This is a genomic window from Psychrobacillus sp. NEAU-3TGS (assembly GCF_029955155.1).
In the GTDB taxonomy this organism is placed as follows: domain Bacteria; phylum Bacillota; class Bacilli; order Bacillales_A; family Planococcaceae; genus Psychrobacillus.
Window position 1 is genome coordinate 794,102 of the sequence record NZ_JAPNOZ010000010.1, and the last position, 24,786, is coordinate 818,887.

General features: G+C 38.2%; 19 protein-coding genes and 1 riboswitch. Of the genes, 7 read left to right on the top strand and 12 right to left on the bottom strand.

Annotation, left to right across the window (positions count from 1 at the left end):
- Positions 1-86: 86 nt before the first annotated feature.
- Entirely contained in the window at positions 87-806 is a 720-nt protein-coding gene (locus OR571_RS12355; protein ID WP_282243085.1) for a glycerophosphodiester phosphodiesterase, read from the bottom strand.
- 467 nt (positions 807-1,273) lie between these two features.
- Here OR571_RS12355 and OR571_RS12360 point away from each other — a divergent pair, with 467 nt between their 5' ends.
- Positions 1,274-2,461: a GTP-binding protein gene (locus tag OR571_RS12360; RefSeq protein WP_282243160.1), complete on the top strand. Its 1,188-nt coding sequence runs from the start codon at positions 1,274-1,276 to the stop codon at positions 2,459-2,461.
- A 31-nt stretch (positions 2,462-2,492) separates the two neighbouring features.
- Here OR571_RS12360 and OR571_RS12365 read toward each other — a convergent pair whose 3' ends face one another.
- From OR571_RS12365 to OR571_RS12380, 4 genes are all read right to left on the bottom strand, one after another.
- Entirely contained in the window at positions 2,493-3,347 is an 855-nt protein-coding gene (locus OR571_RS12365; protein ID WP_282243087.1) for a GNAT family N-acetyltransferase, read from the bottom strand.
- A gap of 10 nt (positions 3,348-3,357) precedes the next feature.
- Entirely contained in the window at positions 3,358-5,178 is a 1,821-nt protein-coding gene (locus tag OR571_RS12370) for an ABC transporter ATP-binding protein (protein ID WP_282243089.1), read from the bottom strand.
- Positions 5,162-6,898, bottom strand: a complete 1,737-nt coding sequence (locus OR571_RS12375; protein ID WP_282243091.1) for an ABC transporter ATP-binding protein — start codon at positions 6,896-6,898, stop codon at positions 5,162-5,164. The genes OR571_RS12370 and OR571_RS12375 overlap by 17 nt, the downstream gene beginning before the upstream one ends.
- A gap of 93 nt (positions 6,899-6,991) precedes the next feature.
- Positions 6,992-7,912 carry a DMT family transporter gene (locus OR571_RS12380; protein ID WP_282243095.1) on the bottom strand — a complete coding sequence of 307 codons (921 nt, stop codon included), beginning with the start codon at positions 7,910-7,912 and terminating at the stop codon, positions 6,992-6,994.
- A gap of 146 nt (positions 7,913-8,058) precedes the next feature.
- Here OR571_RS12380 and OR571_RS12385 point away from each other — a divergent pair, with 146 nt between their 5' ends.
- Positions 8,059-10,074 (top strand): EAL domain-containing protein, encoded by a 2,016-nt coding sequence (locus OR571_RS12385; protein ID WP_282243097.1) that lies wholly within the window; start codon positions 8,059-8,061, stop codon positions 10,072-10,074.
- A 158-nt stretch (positions 10,075-10,232) separates the two neighbouring features.
- Here OR571_RS12385 and OR571_RS12390 read toward each other — a convergent pair whose 3' ends face one another.
- Both OR571_RS12390 and OR571_RS12395 read right to left on the bottom strand, forming a co-directional pair.
- Positions 10,233-10,682, bottom strand: coding sequence for a threonine/serine exporter family protein (locus tag OR571_RS12390; protein ID WP_282243099.1), 450 nt, complete (start codon positions 10,680-10,682; stop codon positions 10,233-10,235).
- A 12-nt stretch (positions 10,683-10,694) separates the two neighbouring features.
- Complete coding sequence (locus OR571_RS12395) at positions 10,695-11,438, bottom strand: threonine/serine exporter family protein (RefSeq protein WP_282243101.1); 744 nt, start codon at positions 11,436-11,438, stop codon at positions 10,695-10,697.
- 150 nt (positions 11,439-11,588) lie between these two features.
- Between OR571_RS12395 and OR571_RS12400 the strand changes: the two genes are divergently transcribed.
- Entirely contained in the window at positions 11,589-13,046 is a 1,458-nt protein-coding gene (locus OR571_RS12400) for a polysaccharide deacetylase family protein (protein WP_282243103.1), read from the top strand.
- Between the two features lie 464 nt (positions 13,047-13,510).
- On the opposite strand, the gene OR571_RS12405 is transcribed toward OR571_RS12400, so the two are convergent.
- The 4 genes from OR571_RS12405 to OR571_RS12420 all read right to left on the bottom strand — a co-directional run bounded on the left by OR571_RS12405 (position 13,511) and on the right by OR571_RS12420 (position 19,486).
- Positions 13,511-15,400, bottom strand: coding sequence for a beta-propeller domain-containing protein (locus tag OR571_RS12405; RefSeq protein ID WP_282243105.1), 1,890 nt, complete (start codon positions 15,398-15,400; stop codon positions 13,511-13,513).
- Positions 15,401-15,636: 236 nt separating this feature from the next.
- Entirely contained in the window at positions 15,637-16,833 is a 1,197-nt protein-coding gene (locus tag OR571_RS12410) for an acyl-CoA dehydrogenase family protein (protein ID WP_282243106.1), read from the bottom strand.
- A complete protein-coding gene (locus OR571_RS12415) occupies positions 16,830-17,993 on the bottom strand; it encodes a saccharopine dehydrogenase family protein (RefSeq protein WP_282243108.1) in 1,164 nt (387 codons plus the stop codon). The genes OR571_RS12410 and OR571_RS12415 overlap by 4 nt, the downstream gene beginning before the upstream one ends.
- Positions 17,994-18,007: 14 nt before the next feature.
- The gene (locus OR571_RS12420; RefSeq protein ID WP_282243109.1) at positions 18,008-19,486 is read right to left on the bottom strand and encodes an aldehyde dehydrogenase family protein; all 1,479 of its coding nucleotides are present in this window, start codon (positions 19,484-19,486) and stop codon (positions 18,008-18,010) included.
- Positions 19,487-19,631: 145 nt separating this feature from the next.
- Here OR571_RS12420 and OR571_RS12425 point away from each other — a divergent pair, with 145 nt between their 5' ends.
- Both OR571_RS12425 and OR571_RS12430 read left to right on the top strand, forming a co-directional pair.
- Entirely contained in the window at positions 19,632-20,432 is an 801-nt protein-coding gene (locus OR571_RS12425) for a TIGR00266 family protein (RefSeq protein ID WP_282243110.1), read from the top strand.
- 237 nt (positions 20,433-20,669) lie between these two features.
- The gene (locus tag OR571_RS12430) at positions 20,670-20,867 is read left to right on the top strand and encodes a C4-dicarboxylate ABC transporter (protein ID WP_142538062.1); all 198 of its coding nucleotides are present in this window, start codon (positions 20,670-20,672) and stop codon (positions 20,865-20,867) included.
- Positions 20,868-20,927: 60 nt separating this feature from the next.
- On the opposite strand, the gene OR571_RS12435 is transcribed toward OR571_RS12430, so the two are convergent.
- Complete coding sequence (locus OR571_RS12435) at positions 20,928-22,124, bottom strand: M20 metallopeptidase family protein (RefSeq protein WP_481900382.1); 1,197 nt, start codon at positions 22,122-22,124, stop codon at positions 20,928-20,930.
- Between the two features lie 165 nt (positions 22,125-22,289).
- Positions 22,290-22,396: riboswitch (SAM riboswitch) on the top strand.
- Between the two features lie 83 nt (positions 22,397-22,479).
- Between OR571_RS12435 and OR571_RS12440 the strand changes: the two genes are divergently transcribed.
- A complete protein-coding gene (locus tag OR571_RS12440; protein WP_282243111.1) occupies positions 22,480-23,601 on the top strand; it encodes a methionine biosynthesis PLP-dependent protein in 1,122 nt (373 codons plus the stop codon).
- Positions 23,598-24,785, top strand: a complete 1,188-nt coding sequence (metC, locus tag OR571_RS12445) for a cystathionine beta-lyase (protein ID WP_282243112.1) — start codon at positions 23,598-23,600, stop codon at positions 24,783-24,785. Before OR571_RS12440 ends, metC begins: the two co-directional genes overlap by 4 nt.
- The last annotated feature ends 1 nt before the right edge of the window (position 24,786 follow it).

The following is a 24,786-nucleotide window of genomic DNA, read 5'->3' on the forward strand; positions in this document are numbered from 1 at the left end:
TTTTTATAGTCCTCTATGCAATAAGAAAAGGATGTCTCCTTCGTCAGTCGAGTTTCGATTAAGGGGACATCCTTTAAATATTCTATTTATTCTTTTAAATAGTCGCTCAATTTTTGCGGATAATCTGTAAAAATGGCATGCACTCCTACAGCTTGAAGTATTTTAGCATACTCCTCTTCATTTACAGTAAAAACACGTAGCTGTTTTCCACTTGCGATAATCTCTTTACCCATTTTCCGCAATGCAGTTGGAAAAAAGGCATGGAATGCGTCTGCTCCTACTTTTAGTGCGTATTCCTTTGGAGCAACCATCACTTCCATAAATAAAATAGCCGTTTCGATATGTGGGGCTAGTTTTTTTACCTGTTGAATCATTTCATGGTTGAATGACGAAATAACGACCCTGTCATCCAGTCGATACTGTTTTAACATCTCTATTACTTTCTGTTCCATCCCTTCATAAGGAAAAACATCTGATTTCAATTCAATATTAATATGATGATGTGTTCCTTTAAACACATCTAATACTTCACTTAGCGTAGGCACTTTTTCCCCTTTGAATTGCGTTGAAAACCATGCCCCGTAATCAAAAGTTTGTAATTCTTTAAGTGTCATATCCTTTATGAAACCTCTACCATTCGAAGTACGATCAATCGATTCATCGTGGATGACAACAAGTTCCCCGTCTTTTGTCATATGTACATCGAACTCTACACCGTCTATTGGCAAACTTGCCGCCGCTTTAAATGCGGCTATCGTATTTTCTGGATATGTCCCTGAACAACCTCTATGTGCATAAATTTTCATAAAAATAGCCTCCCTTTAGTATCTTTCTAGCGCCTAAGCTTTTCTAAGTTTATTATACTTTTTTCCAAACGGAAAACGCCATCTCTGCACAAGAGATGACGTAAGTCTATTTACTTCCTAGGCGGAAGCGGGATGTATTTATATCGCGGGGGTCTCGCTTTTTTCATAATGAACCATTGTAAGCTCGTATGTACTTTCTTTCTAATAGAACTAAATTGTAAAGTATTCAACCGTTTGTTCGAAACTTTCATCGTCACATTGCGTTCATTCAAACCCAATAAGTATCTCTCCTTTTCGATTGAACGATCTCTTCACCCTTCATCCTATAGAAAGTTTATGTAGTGCATATTGAAATTATGTTAGGAGATTGTAAAAGGCTGTCTTTTTTCCTCTTGCATTCTGCTTTTTCATCGTTTATTATTTAAATCGTAACCATTACTATTTAAATAAAGGAGAATAAAATGACTATACAAACACAAATTCCAGTTACTGTGTTAAGCGGATATCTAGGAGCAGGAAAAACAACAGTACTCAATCATTTACTTGCCAATAAAGAAGGAAAGAAGATTGCAGTCATCGTAAATGATATGAGTGAAATTAATATCGACTCCCAGCTAATTCAAGATGGTGGGTTTTCTAGAACCGAAGAAAAGCTTGTGGAGCTAACGAACGGTTGTATTTGTTGCACGCTAAGAGAAGATTTAATGATTGAAGTAGAAAAGCTAGCTAAGCAGGGAGATATTGATAATATTGTAATCGAATCAACCGGCATTTCTGAACCAATTCCCGTTGCACAAACCTTTACATATATCGATGATGAAGTGGGAATTGACTTATCAAAATTTTGCAGGTTAGATGCTATGATCACAGTAATAGACTCATTTCGTTTTTGGACTGATTATGAAAGTGGAGAAACATTACTAGAAAGAAAACAAACAGACGATGAATATGATCAAAGAGATGTATCCGATTTATTAATCGATCAAATTGAATTTGCTGATATTTTACTTGTATCGAAAATAGATTTAGTCACTCCTGCTTATCTAGATGCTTTCCAAGCATTCTTGCGAAAAATGAATCCAGATGCAGAAATCCATACAATTGCAAATGGTGTTATCGATACTTCTGTCTTATTGGATCGTCATTTATTTGATTTTGAAAAGGCTTCTAGTGGAGCTGGCTGGATAAAAGAATTAAATGAAGAACATATACCGGAAACGGAGGAATATGGCATTAGCTCCTTTGTTTATAAAAGAAAACGCCCGTTTCATCCAAAAAGATGGGAGCAATGGTTAAACAGCTTCCCACAAGAAGTTGTTCGCTCAAAGGGTTTCTTCTGGTTAGCCTCTAGAAATAATATGGCTGGTTTAATTTCTCAAGCTGGTGCCTCTCTTCAATTTCAAGGAGCTGGATACTGGATTGCTACACTCCCTATTGCACAGCAACAACAGATTTTCGAGGAGGATAATACTGTATCAAGTAGATGGGATGATAAGTACGGTGACCGTCAAACGGAAATTGTTATTATCGGACTGGATATGAATAAAGAAGAAATAGAAATAGCATTAGATGCCTGCCTGCTGACAGATGAAGAGATGAAGGAAGATTGGTCTATATTTGAAGATACACTCCCTCCATTTGTTAGTGCTAATTGAGTTAGTTTGAAAAAAGGATGGCCCAATCGGGTCATCCTTTTTGATAGTAATGTGTATGACGGATTGTTTCAAATCCTGCTTTTTGATAGACAGCTAATGCTTTTTCATTATCTATTTCCACATCTAAATAAATGCTAGCTTTCCCCACATGTTTCGCTTCGTTTTTCGCCCATTCTAGTATGGCAGTAGCGACACCTTTACCACTTGCTTGCTCATGTACGCCAAGTCCAGTAATCCACAATTTGTCAAGATCCTCTACGATGGCAAAAGTACCAACCACTTTGCTTTCTAATGATGCAATCCAAAGCTTTCGATTAGGTGTTTGTGTATTATATGCTATAAAATTACTCACTTCATCCAGCGTATCTCCAAATGCACTAATTAAGACTTCCATTACTTCAGGCTCTTCCGAAGTGTATGGCATGATATTAACTTCACTTTGGACCTCTGTTTCTACAGCCTTCGCCATCATTGTTCTTTCTGTAAAGTCATATACATAGCCAATTTTCTCCAACCATTCCTGTGCTTCTTGCGAATCCTCCGGTACTAAAGCTAAATCGTATGTTGCTTCGCGGAGCGCTAAGTTTCTATCTAACTCTGCTACAAGCCCTGTTCCAATTCCTTCTCTGCGTATAGAAGGTGAAACAACCGCGCTCCACTCAAAGTCTCCTGTTTCCAGTCGATCTATAGAAGTTAATACACCGACTAATTTATCCGATTCATCGTCGTATGCAAGTACACAAAAACCTTTTATATGAGAATCTGTTAACTCGTCTACGCTTAGGAGCGACGCATAATTTACCTTATCTTCTTGCAGTAGCTCCTTTACTTCTTGCATCGTATCACTATCTAAAGGAATAGATACGGTCATGATTAAAATATCCATAAAACTCTCCTTAAATCTTCGTATTCGTTAACATACGATAATATCGTCCTTGTTTTTGAAGCAACTCTTCTTGCGGGCCTGCTTCTACTAACTTTCCATTTTCCATTACAAATATAAGATCCGCTTTACGCACTGTGTTTAAACGATGCGCAATAACGAAGCTTGTCCTGCCTGTCATTAGACGTTCCAGTGCTTCCTGTATTTTTAGTTCAGTAACCGTATCAATACTGGAGGTTGCTTCGTCTAATAGTAGGATTGCAGGATCTGCAACTAGTGCTCTCGCAATGGATAACAACTGCTTTTGTCCTTGACTAATCTCCCCACCGTCTGCCGATAAAGTCGTATCATATCCATTAGGTAACTTCGTAATAAACTCATGCGCATTTGCCTCTTTTGCTGCTTTTATAACTTCCTCATCTGTTGCACTTAATTTGCCGTACCGTATATTTTCCATAACAGTCATTTCAAAAAGAAATGGATCTTGAAGTACAAATGCTGTTTGACTTCGCAACGTTTGTCTTGGCAAACTTTCCAGCTTAATACCATCGATTAATATCCTTCCCCCGTTCACTTCATAAAAACGAGCGAGCAGCTGCATGATGGTCGTTTTCCCTGCACCAGTAGCTCCTACTAAAGCAGCCGTCTTTCCAGCTTCTACATGAAAAGAAACATCCTCAATCGTAGGTTTTTCATCATTTTTATCATACCAAAACGTAACGTCCTCGAAGGTTACATTTCCTTTTATTTTATAATCTTGATGTTCCTTTGCTGCATCTAATTCTTCTGGTTCATCAATAATTGCAAATACACGCTCCGCTCCCGCAATTGCCGATAACACAGTGTTAAACTGGTTTGCTAAATCATTTAAAGGACGCGTAAACTGACGGGCATATTCGGTGAAAATAACGATTTCTCCTATGGTTATATGACCATAAAAGGCAAGTATCCCCCCGGCTGCTGCTACAAGCGTAAAACTTATATTATTCAACAAGTTCATCACTTTGGGGATAAACCCTGAATAAGTAAGAGCCCAAAATCCAGTTCTTTTTAAACGCTCACTTTTTTCTGCAAAGTCTTCTAACATACGCTTTTCTTGAGAAAATGCCTTAACGATTCGCTGCCCAGAAACCGTCTCTTCAATCATTCCATTTAATTCGCCAAGCGCTTTTTGCTGTTCTTTAAATAATTTGGAGGTTCTTCTTGTTATCCAGCGCATTGCAAAAAACATAAAAGGCACAATGATCAATGTGATGACGGTCATCAATGGACTTAACAGAAGCATGACAACCGTTGTTCCAACTAAAGTTAAAATACTTGAAAATACTTGGATAAAAGATGAATTCAACGTTTGACTGACATTTTCAATATCATTCGTCACCCGACTCATCAATTCTCCGTGCTGCCGTTTATCAAAAAACGAGACAGGTAGCTTTTGCAAGTGATCAAACAAGCCTGTTCTTAATCGATAAATCGTTTGCTGAGCAATACCAATCATCCAGTAGCTTTGCAAGTACATCGTAACGGAAAGAAATACATAGACAACTATTAGTAATGCAATCATATTCGCAAGTCCTGCAAAAACACTTTTAGCAATGTATTCGTCGATAATAACACCGATTAAATATGGTCCAAACAAAGCTAAAGCCGAACTAGCTATTACCAATAAAAGGACAATGACCAACAAGAAACGCTGCTCATCAACAAGCTTCCAAAGCCTACTTAGCACACCTTTCCAATCAGATGCTTTCTCCACTTTTTTCTTATGGTCTTTCTTTAAATCTTCCTTGGTCACAATAGGTTCATACCCAAAAGGTTTACGAATGAAGTTCATCAGGTTCTCCTCCTTCCTGTTGCGATTCTGCAATTTCTCTATATAAAGAGGAGCTTTCCATCAGTTGTTCATGTGTACCGTATGCAGAAACTTCTCCTTCTTCCAACAAAAGAATATGATCTGCACCTTTGGCCGTTCTTATCTTTTGCGTAATCACGAGCATCGTAGCATTTTCTTTTTCTAAAGCTTCCCATAGTGCATTCTCCGTAGAGACATCCAGTGCACTTGTACTATCATCTAATAATAAAATTTCTGGTTTTCGCACTAATGCACGTGCAATGGACAATCTTTGTTTCTGTCCCCCGGATAAATTGACTCCTTTTTGCCCGACCCTCGTGTCATATTGAAGTGGAAATTGTTCGATAGACTGATGAATTTGCGCTTGTATCGCTGCTTCTTTAAGAGATTCCTCCGTAGCAGTAGAATCTCCCCAGCCTAAATTATCTTCAATACTTCCTGTAAACAGAATGGATTGCTGTGGAACAAGCCCAATTGCTTGTCTTAGCTCTTTTAGTGGCCACTCTTTTACTTCTACACCGTCAATCCATATTTCCCCTTCAGTCGCATCAAAGAAGCGAGGTATTAAGTTTAATAGCGTCGATTTCCCAGAACCAGTAGCTCCCATAATCGCTAACTTTTCACCAGGTTTAACAGAAAAGGAAACATCCTTTAGTACCGGTGTATCGGTCGATGGATAATGAAAAGAAACGTGCTGAAACTCTATTTCACCTTCTTTAGAAATGAAGTCTTTAGGATCTGAACTTATTTCTTCGGTTCCTTCATCCACCACCAAAACCTCTTCCATCCGTTCGGCAGATGCTTTTGCTCTAGAGAAAAATATAATAATGAAAGAAAACATCGAAAATGCACCAGTCATTCGCATTGCATAGTTAACAATCGCAACAAGATCCCCCATTTGCGTATTCCCTGTTTGTATTTCTTTTGCACCAAACCAAAGTACAGCCATCAAACTCACATTCATAACAAACAAAAGAACCGGTAAAATGAGCTCCATTATACGGAATGCTTTCACATTATCTATTTTTAATGTGTCTGCAACGGATGCAAAACGAGTCGATTCGTAATGACCACGTAAATACGCTTTAATGAGTCGAACCGCTTGCAAATTTTCCTGCATTTTACGCGTCACTTGGTCTACACTTTTTTGCACTTTCCCAAAAAGTTTAAGCCCTTTTCTACTCATGAGATAAAGGAAAAGAAGTAAAATAGGTGCTCCCATCACTAAAAACATGGCTAGATAAGCATGAACAAAAAAAGACATAATAATGCTTCCAATTACTAATAGTGGCGCTCGCAGCATTATACGAAGACCCATGAATATTACGTTTTGTGTTATCGTCACATCGTTCGTTAACCGTGTGATTAAGCTTGCCGAAGGAAACTTTATAAAAGTAGCCATTGTAAAAGATTGCACTTTCTTAAATAGCGCCTGACGAATATCATACCCATAGCTTTGTACTACATGGGAAGCTATAAATGTATTGGTGATTCCCGCTAAAAAAGCAATTACCGAGATTCCAAGCATAATCAGTCCCCAAAAAATAATCGTATGCTGATCCCCTGCGAGTATTCCGTCATCAATGATAGTTGCTATTAACAAAGGCTGCACAAGCTCAACAGAAAGTTCGACTAACATGAGTAATAACGCAATAATGACAAGCCACCTATATGGCGACAAATAAGAAAAAATCGTCTTCACAAATCAACACCCCTGATTCTTCGTTACCCGAATTATTTCTATATACAAACTATTATGCCATAACACGGTTCTTACATATAGAAAAAGATGGCTTCAATTAGCCATCTTTTCTTTTCGTTTCCATTTAATTTCGCCTGCAATTGAAAGCCATGTGACAAATACGATCATTACTACCACCCCGACATATTGCCAAGCTCCAAAAACTTGTCCTAACCAAATAACCGAAATAACCATAGCGGTTAATGGTTCCATACTAGATAGAATACTAGTTTCTACAGGAGATATATACTTCATACTTGTTAAGAAGAGTATAAAAGCGATTGTTCCTACAAGAATAATGATAAAGCTCATTAAGTTGATCGGGTAATTTGTAAGTTCTCCCCATTCATCGGTATGCCAAATTTGCGAAATCAGAGCTAACACTATGCCTCCTATTAGCATTCCCCAGCCAACGATGATAAGGACTCCCCATTCTTTCATAAGCCTTGCAGGGTAAACTGTATAAATAGCAAATGCAACACCGATTGCCAATCCCCAAATAAGCGCTTCATTGCTGATCAATAACTGATCCACTTTGGCATTTGTTAGCAAAAAAAACAATCCAATAAGCGTTCCGATAATGCCAATGATTTGATACCTTGGAGGAAACATCTTGCTCTTCCACGATACAAATATCACAATATAAATTGGCCCCAAAAATTGCAATAATGTTGCAATAGAAGCATTACTTGCCTCAATCGCCGCAACAAATGTGTACTGAACACCGAGCATCCCGAAAATACCAAAAATGATCAATTGCTTTAACCAACTTTGCTCTTTCCATATAGAGAAAATAGGTTTTCCTGTTATTTTTAAATATGCTAATAAACCAACTCCTGCAATAATTAAGCGTACCGTTAGGAAAAAGGAGACAGACAGGCCACTATTTTTAAATACCCACTCCATCATCGGACCGGTCGCTCCCCACAACATTGAACCAAAAACAATTAAAATTATTCCTTTCCATCGTCCCATTTTCACATTACCTCCTTTATCCCCTTATATATACCCACTACTTTATACCTGAAAAATTTTTATCAATGAATAAATTGCTCTATTTTAATGACTAATTTATGTATATTTTATATAATGAATATAAATTATTTAAAGGGGCCGTTAATATGTATCTTAAAGATGAATTATTAGATTTAAGTAACTCTGTTTTTAGTCATTTGCCTTTCCCAACCTTTATGACAGATAAGGACGGCCATATTATTTGGTGGAGCAAGGAAGCTGAAAAGCAATACGGATATCGTTTAGAAGATGTACAAGGTCCAAGAGCACCATTGTTCAATGAGCATACTTACGGGCACTTAGCTGCAAATTGGGAATCGATTCTACATCAAGATGAGCCTATCCGCTTCAGTCCGGTCGTCCTTTATTCAAAAGATAGAAACCCGATAAAAACATCTATTGTCGCAAAATCAATTCTTCTGAACGATGACTATTATGTTTTCTTTCAAATTGAATCTAATACTATACAAGATACAGAATCCTCTTCTTTTTCAGAGTTGCAATTATTAAAAAAAGGTTTATCTAAATCATTCATGGTTGCTTATTTAGACAAAGAAGGTTTAATCCTACACGCAAATGAACTATTTTTAAAAAGAAGCAATTGGACACCAAAACGAATTGTAGGAAAAACTTTTTGGCAGTTTTTCCCTAATTCCTCCCATCATATTGCCATTGCAGATAAAATTATCAACACATTACAAAAAGGTCAAGTTTTCCAGGGTACAGTTGAAAAAATAACAAAAGATGGCGTTACTTATTGGGTTAATATGATCGCATTCCCAATTACTGATACGGAAAATCATACACTATACCATTTGTTATTGGAAGAAGAAATTACAGAAAAGAAATTAATACAAACGCGCCTGGAACAAATTGCATATGTAGATACGGAAACAGGTTTAATGAGTAGACATCGTTTAGAAGAAATAGTGAATGAACACATTCAAAATGACAAATACTTCTCCTTTGTTTTCATTAGTATCGATCAATTTTATACATTAAAAGAAATATTCAATGATCAAACAGAATCTCAATTATTAAATGAGTTTACTAAAAGACTGAAAATCTATTTCGAAGAATCCATTATTGCTAGAGCTGGTCGAGATGAATTTGCAGTCATTACAACTTTAGGGGAATGGTACGTTCAAGGATTTATCCAGTATTTAAAACAAAACCCGATCTATCTAGACAATAAAGTAGTGCCTATTACGGTCAGCGGAGCCATCACTAGATACCCTGAAGATCAGCAAACCTATTTGCATTTATTGAAGGCTACGGATACGAAAATCCAGCAAGTGAAATTAGAAGGTGGTGGCATGATCGCAAACCTTTCTCCATCTGACCATCACAAGCTTACTCGTCGTGCGCAAATTGAAAAACGTTTATTAGAAGCTTTAAATCAGCATGATCTTCATGTACTCTATTTACCACAAAAAGATGTATTAACCAATCAAATTACTGCTGTCGAAGCACTCGTCCGTTGGGATGATGATGTACTTGGAATTGTTTCTCCAGAAGAGTTAATCCCTATCGCAGAGGAAACCGGATTAATAAATAAAATCGGTTCTTTTATGTTGGAAAAGGTTTGTGAACAAGCAGCTATTTGGCAGCAAAAAGGGATTCCGATAAAAGTAAGCTTTAACTCTTCCATTCGAGAATTTCGTGATAAAAACATGGTGAAAACAATTCGGAATATGTTAGATAAGTACAACTGCTCTCCGAAGCTGTTACAAATTGAATTTACAGAAAAGTTCGCACTCGAGGCGGAAGCTGAAAAATCGATAATTGGTCAAATGCAGACGCTTCAAAAGGATGGGGTTGTTTTTGTGTTAGATGATTTCGGTACTGGATATGCGTCACTTAGGTATTTGCAGCTTCTTCCAATTAGCAAATTAAAAATTGATAAATCATTTGTGAGCTCTATTATGCAACAAGAGAGATTGCAAAAACTCGTACAAGGTTTAATCCAATTTGGACAATCCTTAAATGTGGATGTAGTTGCGGAAGGTGTAGAAACAGAAGAACAATTTGCTTTGTTAAAACAAATGGGCTGCGATGCTGTTCAAGGCTACTATATAAGCCGACCAATCCCAGCCGAAGAAGTGGAAGCACTCTTAAGATAAAATGAAAAAACCTAATACACATTGTAGACTTCAGTGAGCTATAGACAAAAAGAGTGGATTAAAAAGACTTACACAAATACAATTTTGCAACATAGCGAGTAGGAAAGCCAATTGAACAACTGACATGTTTGATATAAAAAACCGTGAGAATACTTTTCTCACGGTTTTACTTTAAGTCTTCCTACTACTTTCACTAATAACTGTGTAATAATTTCTGCAAACACTAATCCCATCGCAATAGAGCCTGAGATGATAAGGGCTACTGATGCATATTCCATTGCAACTGTATAGTTCTTCTCAATCACATTTCGCATGGCATTATACGCAGATCCTCCTGGAACTAACGGAATAATACCTGCTACACTGAAGATGATCATAGGCATTTTAAATCTCTTGGCCATTAAATGCGCCACAAAAGCAACCGTAAATGCACCCGCGAAGGAAGATTTTGCAGGATCATTACTTAAATCGTCTATATAAGAATATACAAGCCAGCCCGTCATGCCTACGATACCACAATAGAAAAGTAATTTTCTTGGTGCATTAAATATGATTCCAAATCCAGCGGCTGCTGCAAAGCTTAAAATCCCTTGCATCCAATAGGCCATAGCTATTCCTCCTTAAAATGACAATCCTAATGCAACCCCTGCTCCAATGGCAAAAGCTGTAAGAAACGCTTCTGCTCCTTTGGATACACCGGACACAAAATGACCAGCCATTAAATCACGTACAGCATTCGTTATGAGTAATCCCGGAACTAGGGGCATGACAGAACCAATAATGATTCGATCCACGTCACTTCCTAATCCCCACGTCACAGAAAAGATCGCGATTAAACAAATACATAATGCTGCCAAAAACTCCGCAAAAAACTTTACCCTCGTTTTCATTTCTAACAGCGTTGAAATAGAAAATCCAACCCCCCCGGCTATAAGTGCAGTGGGTACATCCTTGAATGTACCGCCGTATAACAAAAGAAATGAAGCCGATGCAATGGATGCTGCGACTATTTGTATCCACAACGGGATTGTTTTATGTTCGTTTTCAATACTGACTAGCTCCGAATAAGCTTCTTCCAGTGTAATATCCTTATTAACTAGTTTTCGTGAGACATTATTTACGAGCGCGATTCTTTCTAAATCCGTTGATCGATTGCTAATCCTTACTAATCTAGTTGGAAGGCTATTACTACCTGAAAAAATAATACCAGTTGGTGTAACAAAACTTTGTGATTGCGTTAGATGTTGCGAAATCGCCATCCGATCCATTGTATCCTCCGCACGGTACGTCTCTGCTCCACTTTCCATCATTAAACGACCTGCTAATAAACAGCATTCTACAGCTAATTCAAAGTCTTGCGTCATTTCAGAGCACCTTCCTTTCTAAAGCGAAACTTAACTACGATAATCTTATCGAACGTTGAAAATAAAAACAATGAAAACTAAAACTTTCTTACCTATTCATCCGTCTAATTTAATATAATAGATAAGTACTAGAAAAGGAGAATCATCATCATGTCCGCGCATTCAAAATCGAAAAAAAGAGGACGTTGGATTGATATTACGTTTATCATTATCATTCTTACATTAAGTAGTTTAATGGTTTTTCTTCTGATGCTTCCTAATCCTGCAAAAAAAGAAAAAGAAGTAGTGTCTGCTAACCCTCCGACTAAACCAAAAGAACAAATTAACGAAAGTGATTCGGTTTACCCAGGAATTCGAATTATTACGGAAATGTCAAATGACGAAAAAACTCCGTATGCCATTCAATTTCCACAAAGCAATGTTCCCGAGTTCAATGACACAGTGAGAGCCTATACAAATCAGATAAAAACATCTTATTTAAATCAGAAAGATGACTTAACTGATTCGAATATACATCCTAGTGGTGAATTGAATATATCATTCGAAGTTTTTCAGCATACAACCGGATACTATTCGTTTGTGATTCATACATACATGAATATAGGTGGAGAAAACCGTTTATCCGAAACAAAAATTTTCCGTATACATAATCAATCCGGTCACATGCTCACAATAAATGATTTACTCGCTAACAATAAAAAAGCACTTGTAAAGCTTGCTACAAAAGTAAGAGAATCCATATTATCTGATGAACAATTGATTCCCCACTTAATGCAGGATCAATTTAAAGAGAAAACCATGCCTAGCTGGGATAACTACTCTAATTTTTCTCTAAAGAAAGATTCGATCGAATTTTATTATGATGACCATGTAATTACAACTAGATCGACGGTTGTTTCTATTCCACTAGAGGATTTGAACAATATCATCGCCGACAGCTTTAAACTTCCCGAGGCGGCTATTCAACCACCCCCTACCGCATCAGAAACAGAAGATGAAAAAACCGAAGAAGACATACGACAAGAAGATACGGAAGTAGCCCCATCCGCAAAAGTAGTAGCACTCACATTTGATGATGGACCGAACCCAGAGTCAACTACATTGATACTTGAAACACTAAAGAAGTATAATGCAAAAGCTACATTTTTTATGCTTGGAAGTCGCGTTTCCTTCTATCCGGAAATTGTAAAAGAAATGAAAGAAGCAGGACATGAGTTAGGTAATCATACTTGGAATCATATAGACTTAACAAAAGCTTCTTCTGAAAAAATTGCTTTAGAGATTAATAATACAAGCGATGCAATAGAACAAGCATCTGGTAGCAAACCAACTGTCTTCCGCCCACCGTACGGAGCTGTAAATAATACTGTTCGCACCCAAACTTCCCTTCCAGTCGTTTTATGGAATGTGGATACACTTGATTGGAAATATCGCGACGCTAACCGTTTACTCGAGCATGTGAAGGGCCATGTAAAAGAAGGCTCTACTATTTTAATGCATGATATACATATGTCTACGGCTGAAGGACTAGATGCAGTGCTTGCCTACTTGCAAAAAGAAGGATATTCGTTTGTCACCGTTTCCGAACTGAATAATTTAGCCAATTGAAAACTACTCATAAGCAAGGATAATTCACAATATAGGGACAATGTGTCTCAAAGCTTTTCGAAATCGCCATACTTGCCTTCTGCTAGGAGCGGATAACAAAGTTATATGAGCGCATGGGAAGTATGTACGAGCGCAAACTGCTTAAAGAGCGCTAGGCGTTGGTTTAGGAGCGGATACCTAAGTTATACGAGCGCATGGGAAGTATATACGAGCGCAAACTGTTTTAAGGAGCGCATGGGAAGTATGTACGAGCGCAAACTGTTTTAAGGAGCGCATGGCGTTCGTTTAGGAGCGGATACCGAAGATTTACGAGTGCATGAGATGCCTATATGATTTTCGCGGTCTGTTGCGAAAATCTTAGTGTACATTTCATTCTACTTTCTAAGACGCACTATCCCTATATAACGCTACATGCAAAAGACTCCAAAAGCATCGTTTCGCTTTTGGAGTCTTTTTCTTTTGTATTAATAAGACATTTTACTCAACTGTTTAAAGGAGTTTAAATTGTAGCTTTTGATTTCTTTCATCGCAATTGTGTATAAGGAGTCTTCCACATAGATCATTCGCTGGATACTTGTTTCCCAATTTTCGTATTGCTGTTTTGGATCTTCTGGGTTTAATAAATCTCCTTTTAAAACAATTCCGTTTTCAGGTGTAATTTCATAGATCAATGCACCATCTTGCTTGAACTCTGCATACTCTTTCCCTTTCCGATAAATGGAGATAGGGAATCCATATAAGCCTTTTTCTTTGTACTCAAACAATGCATGGTGATCATATTGAACCGGAGAGTATGTTCCTTGGTCTCCAATTATTTCTGTGTCCAGTTCTTTTGGTTTTGCAAAATCACTTACATCGAATAGGGAAATTTTCATCCCTCCTGTCATAATAACAGGTTGTTTACCACCCGATTGAGTATCTACTATTGTTTCATAGCCGAAACCAATTAAATGATTTTCATCTAACGGATGTAGATAATTACTAAAGCCTGGAATCTTTAGTTCCCCTAATACTTTTGGGTCGGTCGGTTTTGCTACATCAATAACGAATAATGGATCGGTTTCTTTAAACGTTACCATATATGCTTTATCTCCCATGAATCTTGCTGAATAGATACGTTCGTCTTTTGCCAGACCTGTTAACGAGCCTACTGTTTTCATCTTATCGTCGAGTATAAATAAATTATTTTCAGATACTTTGTTTTCATTCCAACTATTTCCTTTTGTCGTTACAGCGCGGAAATAACCGTTATGCTCATCCATCGAAAACTGATTTAATATTGTTCCTGTTAATCGACTGGACGCCACGAATTTTACGGATGTTTTGTCTAATGCAAACTTAAATACTTCAGTATCCATTTCACCAGGATTCCAAATCATTTTTTTAGCATTAATATTGTTTTGCTCATAAATAGTAGAAGTTAAGTATAGGTTATCTTTTGACATGTACAATTGTTCACTGCCTCCAAGATACCCTTTCGTTTTTACTTCATTTTCTGCTGGTTTAGATACATTAATCGCCGAAATAATACTGTAATTCCCTTCCATAGAACTTGGAAGAATTGCAATACTGTCATAGTTCATCGGTTTTGCTTCTTTATCGAATTTGGAGTCATAAGTGAACGGGCGTAATTCTACATCTGCATTTTCTTCCATCATCCAAAACTTCGGATAGATAGTAGTTACATAATACAATGTGTTATTATTTAGTCGTGCTCCATTCATATATCCTTCTGTTGCAATTTCCCTCATTAGTTTCGGTTTTGCAGGGTTTGAAATATCATAGAAGTATACAGTTGTCATGGAATCCATTGGCATCATAACACTATTCATCTTTTGTGTACTTTCAGCCTCTAGCTTACGAAGGACATTTTTCTGACCCAAAACCATTAATGTTTGATCTGAAAGTAATAACTGTGTTGGATAAAAATCATTTTTAAAAGAGATGGTTGTTTCTTCTTTCATTTGTTTTGGATCTTTAACGTTTGCAATGACCACATTGCTTTCACTCACCGAAAATACATGCTTGCCATTTGTCTTTACTGTATCCGCCTCATCTACACCTTCTACTTGGTTATTCGTAGTTGAATAGCCCCCTGAATTACCACCTGAGGAATCTTTGGCTTCCATCGTATTTGCGCTTTCTTCAGTTACCTCTGCCCCGTTATTTTGTTGTTTTTGAATCTCTCTTATCTTTTCAAAATAAGCTTTTAATTGTTCTTTAGATTGAACAGGTTGAATTTCATCACTTTCTTTAAATGATTGAGCACTTATCTCTGTTTTAGAAAAATAAAACGCGCCTGCCATACCAATTATGAAAGCGAAAGCAACAGTGGAAATCAGCCATTTTTTCATTATAATCTCCCTTTCTTATTTCTTAGTTAATCCATTAGACTGAAATTCTGCCTTTTAGTTTCATGATTTTTCGATAAATTTAGAAATATTAAGTGTTTTTTGTTTACTACGACTTTCAATTTATAAGAAGTTGAGCAATATAGGAATATGGAGTCCAATTTTTTTCAATAAAAAACGCAAGAAGAAAAGGGAATAATTTTCTTCTTGCGTCTTATTTTAGAAGCCTAATCAATTAGTTATTCTTCTTCAAATGGCCATTTAGGTAGCATATGGGAGAGCGTCTTGTCTTCCCTATAACCAAGTACATATTCCGCTTGCATAATGGTGTGGATCTCCCTTGTCCCTTCGTAAATAACAGGAGCTTTCGAATTACGCAAAAACCTCGCCACTGGATATTCGTCTGAATAGCCATATGCACCGTGAATTTGCACTGCATCGTCCGCTGCTTTGTTGGCAAAATCACATGCTTGCCATTTTGCAAGAGACGTTTCCCTTGTGTTTCGTACCCCTTTATTTTTCAATTCTCCCACTCGGTACACAAGTAAACGACTCATTTGGAGACCAGCTTCCATTTTAGCAATCATTTGCTGGACAAGCTGATGCTTGCCTATTTCTTTGCCAAAGGTTTGGCGCTCATGACAGTACTTCACGCTTGCTTCTAGGCACGCAAGAGATAGTCCGACTGCTCCAGCTGCAACAGTGAACCTACCATTATCAAGAGCGGACATTGCAATTTTAAAGCCTTCTCCTTCTTTGCCCAGCAAATTTTCTTTTGGTACACGCATTTGGTCAAAAAATAATTCACCTGTATTACCAGATTTGATACCGTATTTCCCTTTAATAGCCTTTGACGAGAACCCAGCCATTGTACGTTCTACGATAAATGCACTTATTCCATGATGCTTTTTCGATTTGTCTGTATAAGCGAATACGATGAAATTATCGGCTGAATCACAGAGGGAAATCCATGTTTTTTGCCCATTTATAATATAATCTTCACCGTCAAGAACTGCGACCGTTGACATTGCAGCAACATCAGAACCTGCTCCTGGCTCCGTTAATCCGAAAGCTCCTATTTTTTCTCCTTTTGCTTGAGGGGTTAAATATTTTTGCTTTTGTTGCTCCGTTCCCCACTGCATGAGGGTCATCGAGTTTAGGCCGGTATGCACGGATACAGCAGTACGAAACGCAGTGTCTCCCCGTTCTAGCTCTTCACACACGATTGCAAGCGAATTATAATCCATCCCGCTCCCACCATACTTTTCAGGAACACATACTCCCATCAATCCAAGATCAGCTAACCGTTTCCAGATACTTTTATCAAAAGCACCTTGTTCTTCCCATTTTGCTATATACGGTATTATTTCTTGATCCACAAATTGCCTTACTGTTTTGCGAAGCAATTGTTGTTCCTCTTGGAAATCGAAGTTCATACACGTTCACCTCTTAACACCGTTTCCTCAATATTCACATCACGAGCAGCCATTTCTCTTATATATAATTCTCCAGGCACGATCAGTTCAGGAGGATAGACACCTCGTTTAGTAATGACGTTATTTCCAATCATTTGGGCAACTACAGAAATTGTGTTTGCCGTCGCCCTTGCCATTGCGGTTGTCCCAGATATGCGATCTTTTTTTGTTGCCAGTTCATACGTATACGTAACATTATCCCCGTTTTCTATACCCGTTACGATGACTCTTAGTAAAACTACGTCCTCTTTATCTCCTAGTAGTAACTGCGGCGTTAGTACTTCTTTTAATACATCGCGTACCTTCACCATATTGCCTTTCACATTGGCAACCGTGTTTTTATTCGTTAACCCTAAGTCTACTAGCAGCTTAAATTTCTCAGCATGCCCTTTATAACGAATCGTCTTATACTCCAAAGTATCAACGCTCGGAAAAGATTTGCTCAATGTAGATGTGCCACCAGCTGTATGAAAAGCTTCTAACTCTCCGAAATTTTTAAAGAAAATGGGTTCAATTTCTGAAAGGGATTCTACCTCTTGAAGTTTTCCATTACGCACTACATGAGAACGATCTGTATAATGGTCGAATACTCCTTCCAGTGAAAAGACAATATTATATCCAAAAATTCCTTCTGGCTCTGCTGGAATTCCACCGACATATAGATGAATTCCCTCTACCTGATCCATTTTGCTTGCTCCGTAACCAGTTAGAATATTTATCATGCCGGGTGCTACTCCTAAATCAGGAATAAGGGTAACCCCTTTTTCTTGCGCCGCTTGATGAAGTGAAAGTACTGCATCCGTAGCTCCGCCTATATGACCACCTAAATCGATCGAATGTACACCAACCTCTACTGCGAGCCTTGCTACTTTTTCATTGAATGTATAAAAAAGTGCGTTGATGACAACGTCCGCTTTTTTCATAACTTGTCGTAAATTCTCCTCATCATTTGCATCTAATCTACATACTTCAATCTTTGAATTTTGGAGTTTTTCTTTAAACATATTTGCTTGTCCGACGTCTAAATCACATAATAATACTTTTTCCACATTAGGACTTTTCACTAAATCACGTGCTGCTTCTTTTCCCATTAATCCTGCACCTAATATAGCAACCTTCATGCTAGTACCCCCTATTATTCTGTGTCTATTTGTGCACGTTGCAATTTTCCACTAAAATCTACGTAAATACTTTTCCATTCTGTATATACATCCAGTGCTGCTACTCCTGAATCTCGGTGCCCATTACCTGTCCCTTTTGTTCCCCCAAATGGCAAGTGAATTTCAGCACCCGTCGTTCCTGCGTTGATATAAACAATTCCAGTGTCTAAATCACGCTGCGCACGAAATACATTGTTTACATCTCGAGAAAAGATGGAGCTCGATAGTCCAAATTTCACTCCATTATTTACTTCAATCGCCTCTTCTAATGAGCTGACCTCAATAAGTGAAACTACTGGACCAAAAATCTCTTCTTGCGCAATACGCATATTCGAAGTTACATCTGTAAATAACGTAGGGGCATAATAATTGCCATTTGCTAGATTTCCATCATCTAGTACATGTCCCCCAGCCAGTAGTTTAGCGCCCTCTTCTTGTCCAATCTTTGTATAGGAATGAATTTTTTCCAGTGCTTGTTTGTTTATAACAGGACCGATTTTAACCGTTTCATCTAAACCATCGCCGATTGTTAAATTTTCCATCTGTGCTAGCAGCATGCTTTCCAACTCACTCTTTACATCTTTATGCACAATCACTCGACTACATGCCGTACAACGTTGACCTGCTGTTCCGAATGCACTCCATAAAATACCTTCTACAGCGAGCTGAAGATCGGCGTCATCCATAACGATAACCGCATTCTTCCCACCCATTTCGAGCGATACTTTTTTTAAATGGCGACCTCCAAGTTCAGCAACCTTACTACCTGTTTCTGTAGACCCTGTAAACGATATTACTTTTACATCCGGATGTTCAATCATCGCTGTTCCTACCTCTGATCCCGAACCAAAAACGACATTCGCAACTCCCGCGGGCAATCCAACTTCTTCAAATATTTTCGCCATCTCATAAGCCATCATTGGCGTTTCTGTAGCTGGCTTCCAAATGAAAGCGTTTCCGGCCACAATTGCGGGAAATGACTTCCAAGTGGCAATCGCTACTGGGAAGTTCCACGGTGTAATAAGTCCGACGACTCCTATTGGTGCACGGACACTCATCGCAAATTTATCTGCAAGCTCAGAAGGGGTCGTTTCTCCAAATAGACGACGTCCTTCTCCCGCCATATAAAATGCCATATCAATTCCTTCTTGTACTTCTCCTCGCCCTTCTTCTATCACTTTTCCCATTTCTTTTGTTAATACTTGAGCGAGATGTTCCTTCTTTTCTTTCATCAATCTACCAATTTCATATAAATAATCTGCTCGTTTGGGAGCCGGGACAAGTGCCCATTTCTTTTGTGCCTTCACTGCAGCTTCAACTGCCAAATCCACTTCTTCTTTTGTAGACATTCTAACTTTTGCTAATTGTTCTCCGTTCGCTGGATTAAAAACCGCTGTATACCTTTCCTCTCCAGCCTCTTGCCATTTTCCATCAATAAAATTAGTTAACTTCATCTGTTTACCTCTTTTCTTATTCATTGAAAATGCTTACATTATAAATACATTCGATAATCTCTATTGAATCCCTCTAATTATTACGAAACTTTTTCATTTGTTTTTCGTATACATTATTAATTCAAATCCTAGGAGGAAATAACACATGAACAATCACGAAATTGACTACAAATTATTTGGAGATGACATGCAATTTGTAGAAATCGAATTAGATCCACAAGAAACAGTAGTTGCTGAAGCAGGTAGCTTAATGATGATGGAAGATGGTATTTCGATGGAAACTATTTTTGGCGATGGTTCTAGTTCTTCTGGTGGTAGCGGACTTATGGGAAAATTAATGGGCGCAGGTAAACGTATGCTTACGGGTGAAAGTTTATTCATGACTACCTTTACAAACGTTGGTAGTGGAAAGAAACATGTATATTTTGCTTCTCCATATCCCGGAAAAATCATTCCGATGGATTTAAGCAAGTATCGCGGCAAAATTATTTGTCAAAAAGATGCTTTTTTAGCGGCAGCTAAAGGTGTTTCAGTTGGAATCGAATTTCAACGCAAGCTAGGGGCTGGATTCTTCGGTGGAGAAGGATTTATCATGCAAAAACTGGAAGGTGACGGTTTAGCCTTTGTTCATGCTGGTGGTACTATTCACCGTAAAAGCTTACAAGTAGGAGAAACGCTACGTGTAGACACAGGATGTTTAGTAGCGATGACATCAGAGGTAGACTATAATATCGAAATGGTAAAAGGAGTCAAAACTGCATTATTCGGTGGTGAAGGCTTGTTCTTCGCAACCTTGCGCGGACCAGGTACAGTATGGATTCAATCGTTACCATTTAGCCGTCTTGCTAGCCGTGTATTCGCAGCTGCTCCTCAAACTCCAGGTGGCGGTTCTAAAGGTGAAGGAAGTATTACAGGCGGTCTTTTCGATCTTTTAGGCGGCAAATAATATAAAAAAGTACAGGTGCGACCACCTGTACTTTTTTTATGGCTTGTTCTAACGAAAAGTTTCTACTTTATTGGTTTATTTGACCCTTTTTTGTTAAAAACTAAAATGCTATAATTCTACGATTTTCGTCCAAATTGTTTATTATTTATTGAGCACCTCTTCATATACTATAAAAAGAACAATCATGTCGATTTTTAGCCCTCATTGTTCTTTGAATTGTATGAGGAGGTGATTGTGATGAAAGCTTCTTTAGGTAGTTGGATCGGCTGGATAGGAATCGTGCTAGCAGTCGTTGGATTCTTCTATTATCCATTATGGTTTGGTGGTGCTGCAGTAGTATTAGGCTTACTCGGCTTAACATTCCCTCAAAAATTCCTAGCTTGGTCTTCCATTGTGCTTGGAGCAATTGCATTCTTTCTTCCGATGCTGCAGTAGCTGAGTTATTCGATATAAACAAAGGCATGTACGGAGAATTTACCGCACATGCCTTTATTATTAAAATAAATAATGTGCAACGATTTGCACGAATGACTTTTGGATGTTCAATAAAGCACGCTCGTCAAAGTCGAACTTTGGATGATGGTGCGGATAATGTGTACTTTCGTCCTCATTGTTCGAGCCTACTTTGAAATATGTTCCCGGCTTTTCTAATAAGAAATAAGCGAAATCCTCTGCTCCCATGGATGTTTCAATATCTATCACCTGTTCCTCACCGAATACATCCGACAAAAGCTGGTGAACTAAATCACTTTCTTTCGGATGATTGTATAATGCTGGATAACCATGAAGATAATCGATTTCGGCACTCGCATGAAATCCTTCTGTTATTCCTTTTACAATGGAATAGATTTCCTCTCTTACTTGTTTTCTTACAGATTCACTAAACGTTCGGACAGTCCCTTCCAGCTTAGCCGTATCTGCAATAATATTAAAAGCACTGCCTGCATGGAAAACACCAATTGTGACTACTGCAGATTCTAAAGGGTTTATTCTGCGACTTACAATTTTTTGTAGAGAATTAACGATTTCACTACCAATGACAATTGAATCAACGGAATCCTGAGGTCTTGCTCCATGTCCACCAAGTCCTTGAATTTTGATTTCAAACTTATCAACAGCTGCCATTTTGTAGCCTTCTCCTACTGCCACTTTACCAACCCGTACTTTTGAATCGAGATGAGCAGCAAATACATAATCGACACCATCAAGGACGTTTTCTTCAATCATGAACTTCGCACCGCCTGGTGGCTTTTCTTCCGCTGGTTGGAATATGAAAATAACTTTCCCCTTCACTTTATCTCGGTGTTTGCTTAATACTTGTGCAGTACCCAATAACGCAGTCGTATGTCCATCATGGCCACATGCATGCATAACACCAGGGTTCAATGATTTATAAGGTACATCTTTCTCATCTACAATTGGCAAGGCATCAAAGTCTGCTCTTAGAGCAATTGTTTTCCCTGGCTGTGCCCCCGTTAAAATTCCTACAAGGCCATTCCCGCCAATATTCTTTTTCACTTCTAATCCGAAGTCTTCAAGTTTCTGTGCAATATACTTGGCAGTCTCCGTTTCCTCAAAAGATAACTCCGGATGCTGGTGCAAATATCTTCTCCAACTGACAATTTCTTCGAAGTTACTATCTATTTCGGAAAAAATAGATTGCATTTCATTTTCTAACGTAGATGATTTCATGTTCCTTCCCCCATTCTTTTTAATTCTTACTAAACAAATAGGATTATATATTTTTTCAGTTAATTTTTCAACCGAAGATTTACCATTTTAAAATGCTTCTTGTTTTTATTTCTTCTTCATGATACCATTACCTACATAAAGATTTTAGAAAATTTCATATTTTATTTCTTATCCAGAGAGACGGAGGGATTGGCCCGAAGATGTCTCAGCAACCAGCCAAGTTTAGGTATGGTGCTAACTCCAATAGGCGGCGATCGCCTAGAAGATAAGAAGACTAACTTCAATTTTTTTGAGGATTCTCTTCTTACAGGGAATCCTCTTTTTATTTTACTTTATTTGCAGAGGATGATTAATAATGACAAAAAAGGGTTTAGAAACCGAATTAGTGCAACTAGGAAATCATAGTGATCCGCGAACAGGTGCTGTTAATCCACCTATTCATTTATCAACAGCTTATATACATGCAGGGGTTGGCAAATCCACTGGTTACGACTACACACGTACAAAAAATCCGACCCGTACGATTTTAGAAGAAGGAATTGCAAAGTTAGAAGGCGGCGATGCGGGTTTTGCCTGTAGCTCCGGTATGGCAGCGATCCAATTAATTTTGTCACTTTTCCGTTCCGGTGATGAAATCATTGCACCGGAAGATCTTTACGGTGGAACATATCGTTTATTCAATCAATACGCGGATTCCTATAACATTCGTACTTCCTACGCTAAATTTGAATCCATCGAGGAAGTAGAAGCATTAATCACGGAAAACACAAAAGCTCTTTTTATCGAAACACCCACAAATCCACTCATGCAAGAATTTGATATAGCACAATACAGTGTCTTGGCAAAAAAATATCAATTACTACTAATTGTGGATAACACCTTCTTAACTCCTTATTTACAGCGTCCGATTGAGCTAGGTGCAGATATTGTTATGCACAGTGGAACGAAATATATCGGTGGACATAATGATGTCCTTGCTGGGCTCGTTGTCTCTAAAGGGGAAGCACTAAGCAAAAAATTAGTGGAGAATCAAAACGCTTCAGGAGCCGTACTTTCCCCTTTCGATAGTTGGTTATTGATACGAGGATTGAAAACATTACACTTACGCATGAAACAACATGATGCGAATGCGAAAAAAATCGTGGCGTTCTTACAAAATGAAAGTGTTGTAAAAGACGTATTATATCCTGGAATTGGAGGTATGCTCTCTTTCCGTTTACAAAAAAGTGAATGGGTTGGACCTTTCTTAGAAAACCTTCAATTGATCGTTTTTGCAGAAAGTTTAGGCGGTGTCGAAAGTTTTATCACATATCCTACTACTCAAACCCATGCGGATATTCCAGAAGAAGAGCGAATTGCTCGAGGTGTGGATAATAGTTTGTTACGCTTCTCTGTTGGCGTTGAGGAGGCGGAAGACTTAATCGCAGATTTGAAACAGGTTTTTGCAAAATTAGAACGGGATGTGATTCATTCATGAGTAACGTGAAAGAAAGTATAGAAACTAGCTTAATTACCGCTTCCACTCGTGGGAATTACGAGCAAAAAACAGGGGCAGTCAATGTACCCATCTATGCATCCTCTACTTTCCATCAAGAAAGCTTTGATAGCTTTGGACCATACGACTATAGTAGATCTGGCAACCCGACAAGAGACGCGCTAGAAAAAACGATAGCTGAATTAGAGGGTGGCACAAGAGGTTTTGCTTTTGCTTCCGGCATAGCGGCAATTTCCTCAGCTTTAATGCTGCTTTCCTCAGGGGACCATCTTGTTGTAACGGAAGAAGTATATGGCGGAACCTATCGCTTCGTAACGGAAGTTTTACCGAGATTCGGAATCGACCATACATTTGTAGACTTTACGAAGGCTGAAGAAGTTGAAAAAGCGATACGTCCAAATACAAGAGTACTTTATATCGAAACACCTGCAAACCCTAGATTAGGAATAACGGATATCGAGGCAATTGTTGCACTTGCAAAAGCTAATGATTGTTTGACTTTTCTTGATAATACTTTTATGACTCCCCTTTATCAACGCCCTCTTGATCTAGGTGTGGACATCGTGTTACATAGTGCTACGAAATTTTTGTCTGGGCACAGTGATATCATAGCTGGGCTTGCTGTTACGAAGGACGAAAAACTTGGAAAGAAATTAGGATTTATCCAAAACTCTTTTGGCGCTATTCTTGGTGCACAAGATTCTTTTTCCTTAATTCAAGGAATCAAAACAATGGGTGCTCGCTTGTCTCAATCCACGGAATCTACAAAAAAACTTGCAAATTATTTAAATAGTCATCCTTTAGTAAAGGAAGTGTTATACCCAGGCTTATCCACGCATCCAGGATATGAGATTCATACAAGACAAGCAAAAAGTCCAGGGGCCGTTTTATCTTTCTGTCTTCCTGACAGAGAAACGGCAAAAGCTTTTGTAGAAAATCTTCAAATTCCAGTTTTTGCAGTAAGTTTAGGTGGCGTCGAATCGATTCTTTCTTATCCTGCTACCATGTCCCATGCTGCAATACCGAAAGAAGAACGAGAAAAACGAGGAATTTCAGATGGCCTTCTAAGGTTCTCTGTTGGTCTGGAGCATGTAGACGATCTTATCGCAGACTTCGACCAAGCATTAATAATAGCATCTAATATCAAACAGAAAGTAGGAATTTAAC